The sequence below is a fragment of the Dolosicoccus paucivorans genome (assembly GCF_900100125.1).
GTDB lineage: Bacteria > Bacillota > Bacilli > Lactobacillales > Aerococcaceae > Dolosicoccus > Dolosicoccus paucivorans.
Genome location: NZ_FNEL01000067.1, coordinates 1 through 8,149, shown reverse-complemented (window position 1 = coordinate 8,149; position 8,149 = coordinate 1). Strand labels below are relative to the sequence as shown.

Sequence of the window (8,149 nt, the reverse complement as noted above, 5' to 3'; positions counted from 1 at the left end):
TCTTCTTGAGTATGTTGGTTTGGATGACTGTGAGGACGGCGACTTTTGTTACGTAAGCTATCCCACGTCTTATCGTAACGCTTGCGCCAACGTTGGACGTTTTGACGGCTTGTGCCATAACGACGGGCTGCTTTGGCGTTATTATCATATTTTTCCGCATACTCAACAACTTTTTGCCTATATCGCATTTCTTCTGTTATAATTGACTTCATGGGGAGCTTCCTTTCACACTATGGTTTTTTATTCGTTAAATATAGTGTACCAGAAGCTCCTCTTTTTTTTATGTTTTCGTGTCACATATGTATGATACCCTTACAACGATTTGATATAAACGTTTACAACAAGGGATAACTGGATAGATTTTTAGCAAAATACATAGATAGAGAAGGGTATCAGTCGAAAGCTGATGCCCTTTTTTGGTGTTAAAAATTGAATATATAGAACGTTAATGTGGTGTCACGAGCCGTAGTTAAAAGGAATTCGTGGGGCGTTAAACAGCAGATCCCTTCTGGTTAATGTCCTCATTGAGTAAAGATTTGCAAAGCTCAAGTAAAAGCCTAAAAGTAGGTTGCGCTACTCATGGTAAAACGCAAAAAATTTCGTTGTGGGTTAAAGCACCCTGTTTTGTACGACTTTGTAGATACTTTGCTTTAATAGCAAATATTTTCTAGTAAGCGGCGAAATAGGCTCTGTATAACTGGTGTACGGAAGAACGCATATAAGAAGCGAAAGCAGTTGTCGAAGGACAGTCAAACAGTCGGCAAGGAGTTAGCATTAAAGCGTTCGTATTACCGCTAAAATAGCGGTTAATACAGTCTAAAGGGATACTTCTCAGCTTCCTATACTGTGAGTTATACCAAGTTTGTCAAACTTGATAAGAAGCGGTAGACTTTTCCTTTTTAAATACAAGGGACAAGTCTGCCCAAAACTCGCAAGCCTGCCTGCTCACTGCCCAAGTTTGCCAAGACCCGAAGATCAAAGTCAAGAGATTAAGTGCATTAAATTCAAAATATTACATAAATAGGTCATTTGAGTATACCTTAAAGACCTAAACAATTCATATTAAAATTTATTGCTTATAAATTGTAAATTGTAATTTTATTTTGCATTAAATTTAAGGGGTGCTTTGCACTAATAAATCGAGTAGGAGACTAGCCATTAATTGACTAGTCTCCTACTCGATTTAAAATAGTCCTTTTTTCAATATATAAATACTTTAACTGCCATAAGCATACCCTTTTTCTAGTTCGTCTTTACTTGTAGTTATTTCTATTGTGATATGATTCTTTACACCCGATGTATGGGCAAGCTCTGCAATTTCTTCTTTGATTTCCCTAGCCTTGTTTATATCGGAAGAATCTATAAGAACCGTAACGATAAGGGCATTTTCTTCTCCGTCCAGTGACCAAATGTGAAAATGAGAGAGGGCCTTTACAGCAGGAATATTGTTAATGGAGCTCGCCAGGTTCTCTACGTTTACATTTTCCGGCGAACCGTTCAATAAAATTTTCATTGTGCTTAAAAATTCAGGTACAGTTTTATAGAGGATATAGAGTGCTATCAAAATCGATAAGATTGGATCCAATCGATAAGCCTCGGTAAAGTTCATTACAATACTCACAACCAAGACCCCGATCCACCCTAATACATCTTCTAGCATATGCAGGTTCAACATGCCTTCGTTTTTCGAAGTTCCTTTGCTTAAAATCCAAGCCGCATACCCATTTAACCCAATCGCCACGAGTGAAAGCCAAAACATGCCGCTGTAATTAACCGGTTGTGGATCAATCAAACGTGGGATACTTCGGTAAATCATAAAGAATGAGCCACCGATCAGCACTACTCCAGTTATCAGCGCCCCTAATAATGAAAATCGGTTATAACCAAAAGTGAACTGTTCATCTTGCTGTTTTTCTGAGTACCCCTGGAAAAACCAAGCGAAACCAATTGAAATGGAATCCCCTAAATCATGAACCGCGTCGGACATAATTGACACACTATTGAAAAGAGACCCAAAGAAAAATTCAGTTATAGAAAAAATAAAGTTGATAAAAAAAGCAATTTTTATATTTTTCTTCGGTTGATTTTGGTGCGAGTGCTTTTCTTGTTTCTCTGATTTTGAAATTTTAAAAACCTCCATTTAGTTTTATATATTATTTGCTCTTATTGTTCTTGTTCATTGATATGAGTTAAGACTTGTTCGAGAATACTGAAAACATGAAGATCATCAAGACTGTAAACCATGCTTTTCCCTTCTCTTCTTGCCTTCACTAAACGTGAATCTTTCAATATTTTTAGTTGGTGTGAAATCGCGGACTGTTCCATATCCAATGCAAGCACAATGTTTCCAACACTGAGCTCTTCTTTCTGTAAAAGAAAGAGAATTGACAAGCGTGTAGGGTCACTAATCACTTTGAATACTTTGCTTATTGATTGGATCTTCTCTTTATTGATTGGCGAAGTTGTTGATGTATCCATATGCTCTTATTCCTCTCACATGATTTTCCATTCATATATATAATACCACATGAGTAAAACGATGCTAGTTTTTTGTTTATAGACAAAATTAAGACTTTTGTATCAGCAATAGTAGTCCATTTGAATAAGAAGCATCTTGTCTTGACAAAACTCATACAGTGAGTTAATATGATTTTATAAACATATGAATGTAACTTCATATGTAAATCATAATCATTCCGATTTACATATGGGACAACTGAAAGGAGTCAGAGACAATGGAAATTACATGAATACTTCTCTTCTTTTAGTGGGAATTTGTGTGATTTAATAAGTAAATGAATGGAAATCAAAGGAATTATATAGGAAGGTGATAAAAATGGAAACTATCGAAGAACAACAATCTCAAGAAAAACATAATCACAACCACGACCATGACCATGAACACGGAAAAATGCCAATCGTTTTATACTTTATTGGTTTAGCCTTAGCGGTGATCGCTTTATTTTTGAATGAAGATTATCAGTTAATGCGAAATATTTTATTCTCAATCGCTACAATCAGTGCAGGATATCATGTCATTATTCTTGAAGGCCTTGGAGAAACAATCGAGAACTCCAAAGTTCAAAAAAAGTTCATGCCCAACTCTCACATTTTGATGGGATTAGCGGCCATTGGCGCTTCTTTAATGGGGAATTTTTGGGAAGGTACATTATTGATTCTTATTTTTTCTGGTGCACATTTTTTGGAAGATTATGCAGAAGGAAGAAGTAAACGAGAAATCACGAAATTACTCGAAATGAATCCAACGACTGCCCGGTTAATCCAGCCTGATGGCAGTACAAAAAATGTTGACGTCAGTGAATTAAAAGTGGGAGATCAACTTCAAGTATTGAATGGCGATCAAGTCCCCATTGATGGCGTCATTTTGTCAGGCTCTACGTCCATTGATGAGTCATCTATTAATGGAGAAAGTATCCCAAAAGAGAAGTCCAAAGGAGACGACGTTTTCGGAAGTACAATCAATGGAACAGGTACTTTCACAATGGAAGTCACTAAAGAAAATAAAGATACAGTATTTTCAAAAATTTTACAGTTAGTAAACCAGAACCAAGACAACCAAACAAAAGCTGCGAGTATAATCCAAAAATTTGAACCGAAATACGTTACAGTTGTTTTAATTGCCATTCCGTTATTCATGTTATTGGCTCCTTTTCTCCTAGACTGGACATGGTCACAAAGTATCTATAGAGGATTGGTCCTTTTAGTGGCAGCTTCACCCTGTGCTTTAGCAGCGGCTACTGTATCGGTAACTTTATCGACGACTTCTAACTTGGCCAAAAAAGGCGTCCTTTCAAAAGGTAGTTCTTACCTGTCTCAATTAGCCGATACTCAAGCAATTGCGTTTGATAAGACAGGAACCTTGACTAAAGGAAAACCTGAAGTAACCAATTACTATTTTGCTGATTCCGTGAACGAAGAAAACATGATTGATATCGTAGTAGCTCTTGAAAAAGAATCCAATCACCCTTTAGCAGATGCTATTCTAAGAAAGTTTGAGCAAAAAAATAAACTAACTATCGAAGTAGAAAACCAGATCGGCAAAGGATTGACAGGAGATTACAAAGGGAGAAATTATCGTATAGGAAAACCGACTTCGTTTGACGATGTTTCAGATGAATATAGTCGTTTAAATAATGAATGGTCGTCAGAAGGTAAGACGGTCGTATACGTAGCAGTAGATGAGGCTGTTATAGGTCTTATTGCCCTCATGGATGTTCCGAGTGAGCATGCAAAAGAAACCATTGATTATTTCAGAGAACAAGGCATACACACCACATTAATTACTGGTGACTCAGAAATGACGGGTAAAGCAGTCGCTAAACAATTAGGAATAGATGAAGTGAATGCGAATGTCATGCCGGAAGACAAATCCAGAATTATAGACGAACAAAAAGAAAAATACGGTGTAGTTACCATGGTTGGAGACGGAGTGAATGATGCCCCCGCTCTCGTAAACGCAGATGTGGGAATCGCTATGGGAGATGGGACCGATGTGGCAGTAGAGGTATCGGATTTAGTTTTAATGCAAAACGATTTATCCAAATTGGTACAATCTCATAATATATCTACGAAAATGAATCGTGTCATTTGGCAGAATGTTATTTTTTCAATGGCCGTTGTTGCCTTTTTAGTTGTCGTTAGTTTCTTAGGCTTAACGGATATTGCAATCAGTGTCATTATTCATGAAGGAAGTACATTGGTTGTTATTCTGAATGGGCTTCGATTGTTAAAATCTAACTAATCCAATCAAAACTCAAAAAGGTTTAGGTATACTAATAAGTTTCTGAAGTTTATATGCCTCTAACGTGCTAAAAACGTTAGAGGCATATTTTTTATAAATTACTTTGTCTCAAAAACAATCGATTATGGGACGATTTTAAATAACAACTTTTATAGACTAGAAGAAGGGTTTTTTAGTGCCAAAACTTTGCTCTTTATCTACGTATCTTTACCCACCCTTTATGATACAATTGAGAAAATCAAAATAGAGAAGGAAGAGGATTATGAGTGGGTATATATATGGGTATGCAAGGGTAAGTACACGATCACAAGAATTGTCTCGTCAGTTGGATTTGCTCAATGAACATAACTGCAACGAAATACTGACCGAAAAGATGACGGGAACCAAAGCTAACCGTCCGCAATTAAATCGACTGAAAGATAAATTGCGTCCAGGTGATACAGTTGTCGTGGAAAGCTTCTCTCGTTTGGGTCGCAGTACAAAAGATTTAATTGAACTTGTAAATTACTTTGAAGAACATAATATAAAGTTGATCAGCTTAAAAGAGAATTTTGATACTGCCACTCCACATGGTCGGCTTATGATGACTGTATTTCAAGCATTTAGCCAATTTGAGCGAGATTTGATTGTTGAACGTACAAAAGAAGGTTTAAAAAGTGCTCGAGCTAGAGGGCGAAAAGGCGGGCGCCCTCCTGTGAACCAACGAGATATCGAACGAGCAATAAAATTGTACAAAAGTGAAGAATATAGTGTGAAAGAAATTGTTGAGATGACAGGAATCAGCAAGTCAACGCTTTATCGTTACTTAGATAAATAAAAATTGACGATTAATTTTATTTAATCGTAGGAAAGAGGTGTTCTCATAAACCAAGAACTTCCTCCATTAACTCTATATACGGGCGACTAAAATGACGAATGAAATCGATATGATCGGTGGTAAAATGGGTATGGTTAAAAGTATGTATAGAGTTCTTCAGTTAGGAGCAGAAGAAAAATACTCAACGAATGTGTATGAAGAAATTGATCTCATTATTATTGATGAAATAGATCGATTAAAAGTACAGCATTTAGAACAATTAAGAGATATTTATGACCAAAAAGATGTGGCTATGATCTTTATTGGAATGCCGGGTATAGAAAAGCGATTGGCTCGTTATCCTCAACTCTACTCGAGAATAGGTTTTGCCCATGAATTTGACAGATTGAGTAAAGACGAGATCCACCATATTCTGGAATACAAATGGGAAGAGTTAGGATTATCTGTCCAACTGGAAGATTTTGCTAATTATGAAGCTGTCACTAGTATTATTAAAATTACCAGTGGAAACTTTCGACTTATCCAAAGACTTTTCACCCAAATCGAAAGAATATTAGAAATCAATAACCTTGAAACTATCACGACAGAAGTAGTTGAAGCTGCACGAGATAGTTTAGTTATTGGAGTAAAATAAGTAACAAAAAGGACTATTTCATTTAGCGAAATAGTCTTTTTTTGTTCTATTAGTGCAACATAGCGCTTGAAGTTAGTGCGAAATAAAACCAAAATTTACACTTATAAATGTTGTTATATGTGCATTTGTTAAGCATTTTAGTTACAATAAATATGTTAGGACATATAAATAGGTCATATATATAAGGTGGTTTTATTGAATAAAGAAAAACATAAAATCGGTTATGCAAGAATAAGTGATAAAGATCAAAACTTTGCTCGGCAGATTGAAAGTTTAAATAAAGCAGGTTGCTACAAAATATATACAGATGATTTAAGTGGGAAAGATAGAAATAGACCAGCTTTAAAAGAAATGCTTAGTTTCATAAGAGAAGGCGATATAGTGGTTGTTTCTGAACTTGATAGATTAGGAAGAAATAATAAGGAGTTAACAAGGACACTTGATGAAATAAGAATAAAAGGTGCGACAATTGAAATATTAGATTTACCTTCTTTAAGAGGAGTTGAAGATGATAATTTAAGACAATTATTGCAGAATTTAATTATTGAGCTATATAAATATCAAGCAGAAAAAGAACGTGAAGCTATTTTAGAAAGACAAAGACAAGGGATTGAAATAGCTAAAAAACAAGGGAAGTATAAAGGTAAACCTTTCAAATATTCAAAAGACAATCCTAGATTAAAACATGCTTTTGAATTATTTAAGCAAGGGTTAAGTGATCGAGAAGTTGAAGAAAAAACTGGTATCAATGAACGTACTTTTAGAAGATATAGACAAAGAGCGGGTATTTATAGAAAAGATTATTAGAAACATAGTAGATCAATGACTTTTTCTTTTTAGAAAAGGAGTTAGAGTATGAATACAGTTATTTTAGCTGAAAAACCAAGTCAGGCTCAAAGTTATGCAGAAGCTTTTAAACAATCAAAAAAGAAAAATGGTTATTTTGAAGTGTCAGATGATGAATTACCAAGTGCGATAATTACATATGGTTATGGTCATTTAGTTAGTTTAGCAGAACCTGAAAAGTATAATAAAGATTGGAAAAAATGGAGTTTAGAGCAATTACCAATGTTTCCTGATCAATATAAATTTGAGGTCTCAAAAGGTGCTGCAAAACAATTTAACATTGTTAAAAAGCATTTAGATAATGCTGATACTATTATTATAGGTACAGATAGTGATAGAGAAGGAGAAAATATTGCACGATCAATAATTAATCTTTCGGGAAATGGTAAAAAAGATATTAAAAGATTATGGTTAAACTCACTTGAAACTGATGAAATTAGAAAAGGTTTGAAGAACTTAAAAGACGGTAAACAATTTTATTCTACTTATAAAGAAGCACAGACTAGACAGATTGCCGATTGGTTGGTTGGAATGAACTTATCACGTTTATATACGTTGTATATGCAGAATAACGGTCTGAATGGCGTTTTTAGTATCGGACGAGTGCAAACACCAACTTTATTTATGATTTATCAACGAAATCAAGAGATAGAGAATTTTGTATCAAAGCCATTTTATGAGCTTTATGGTACTTTTTATACTGAAAAAGGCGAGTATGAAGGTAAATATTCAGGGCGTTTTGATACAGAAGATGAATTAAATGATTTTTTAAGATGAATTGCAATAATTATTGCGACAAAAAGTTATTCTAACTGAACGAGTTCGTGCATGAGTACTTCAAAAGGTGTTTTAAAATCTAAGCATTTTCTAGGTCGATTGTTTATCAACCATAGCGCATTGAAAAGATCATGTTCCGTAATTTTAGCTAGATCTGTGCGTTTAGGGAAAAATTCTCTGAGTAATCCATTGGAATTCTCGTTAGTCCCTCTCTGCCAGGCACTGTAAGCATCCGCAAAGTAAAAAGCGATGTTTTGTTGTTCGATGTCTGAATAACAAGCAAATTCTTTCCCACGATCAGAGGTGAAACTTT

Annotated in this window: 9 protein-coding genes; 5 read left to right on the top strand and 4 right to left on the bottom strand. The window is 35.1% G+C overall.

From position 1 onward, the window contains the following. From BLR79_RS07985 to BLR79_RS07975, 3 genes are all read right to left on the bottom strand, one after another. Positions 1-212 (bottom strand): helix-turn-helix domain-containing protein (locus BLR79_RS07985; RefSeq protein WP_143338828.1); only part of this gene is annotated, 212 nt, incomplete at its 3' end. 1,004 nt (positions 213-1,216) lie between these two features. Beyond that, positions 1,217-2,140: a cation diffusion facilitator family transporter gene (locus BLR79_RS07980; RefSeq protein ID WP_092086763.1), complete on the bottom strand. Its 924-nt coding sequence runs from the start codon at positions 2,138-2,140 to the stop codon at positions 1,217-1,219. A 23-nt stretch (positions 2,141-2,163) separates the two neighbouring features. Beyond that, positions 2,164-2,478, bottom strand: coding sequence for an ArsR/SmtB family transcription factor (locus tag BLR79_RS07975; protein WP_048728532.1), 315 nt, complete (start codon positions 2,476-2,478; stop codon positions 2,164-2,166). Between the two features lie 358 nt (positions 2,479-2,836). Between BLR79_RS07975 and BLR79_RS07970 the strand changes: the two genes are divergently transcribed. The 5 genes from BLR79_RS07970 (at position 2,837) to BLR79_RS07950 (ending at position 7,836) form a co-directional block, all read left to right on the top strand. Beyond that, positions 2,837-4,762: a heavy metal translocating P-type ATPase gene (locus BLR79_RS07970; protein ID WP_200778887.1), complete on the top strand. Its 1,926-nt coding sequence runs from the start codon at positions 2,837-2,839 to the stop codon at positions 4,760-4,762. Between the two features lie 262 nt (positions 4,763-5,024). Beyond that, a complete protein-coding gene (locus BLR79_RS07965; protein ID WP_070623068.1) occupies positions 5,025-5,579 on the top strand; it encodes a recombinase family protein in 555 nt (184 codons plus the stop codon). Between the two features lie 142 nt (positions 5,580-5,721). Further along, on the top strand, positions 5,722-6,213 hold the full coding sequence (locus BLR79_RS07960) for an AAA family ATPase (protein WP_084778902.1): 492 nt from the start codon (positions 5,722-5,724) through the stop codon (positions 6,211-6,213). A gap of 195 nt (positions 6,214-6,408) precedes the next feature. After that, the gene (locus tag BLR79_RS07955) at positions 6,409-7,020 is read left to right on the top strand and encodes a recombinase family protein (RefSeq protein WP_068130408.1); all 612 of its coding nucleotides are present in this window, start codon (positions 6,409-6,411) and stop codon (positions 7,018-7,020) included. 48 nt (positions 7,021-7,068) lie between these two features. Further along, entirely contained in the window at positions 7,069-7,836 is a 768-nt protein-coding gene (locus BLR79_RS07950) for a DNA topoisomerase (protein ID WP_092086758.1), read from the top strand. A 26-nt stretch (positions 7,837-7,862) separates the two neighbouring features. On the opposite strand, the gene BLR79_RS07945 is transcribed toward BLR79_RS07950, so the two are convergent. Next, positions 7,863-8,149: IS30 family transposase (locus tag BLR79_RS07945; protein WP_143338827.1), on the bottom strand; the 287-nt coding region annotated here is incomplete at its 5' end.

Excerpts from the sequence above, each read along its gene's own strand:
- BLR79_RS07980 (WP_092086763.1), bottom strand. The coding sequence starts at position 2,140 with ATGGAGGTTTTTAAAATTTCAAAATCAGAGAAACAAGAAAAGCACTCG.
- BLR79_RS07975 (WP_048728532.1), bottom strand. The coding sequence starts at position 2,478 with ATGGATACATCAACAACTTCGCCAATCAATAAAGAGAAGATCCAATCA.
- BLR79_RS07970 (WP_200778887.1), top strand. The coding sequence starts at position 2,837 with ATGGAAACTATCGAAGAACAACAATCTCAAGAAAAACATAATCACAAC.
- BLR79_RS07965 (WP_070623068.1), top strand. The coding sequence starts at position 5,025 with ATGAGTGGGTATATATATGGGTATGCAAGGGTAAGTACACGATCACAA.
- BLR79_RS07960 (WP_084778902.1), top strand. The coding sequence starts at position 5,722 with ATGTATAGAGTTCTTCAGTTAGGAGCAGAAGAAAAATACTCAACGAAT.
- BLR79_RS07950 (WP_092086758.1), top strand. The coding sequence starts at position 7,069 with ATGAATACAGTTATTTTAGCTGAAAAACCAAGTCAGGCTCAAAGTTAT.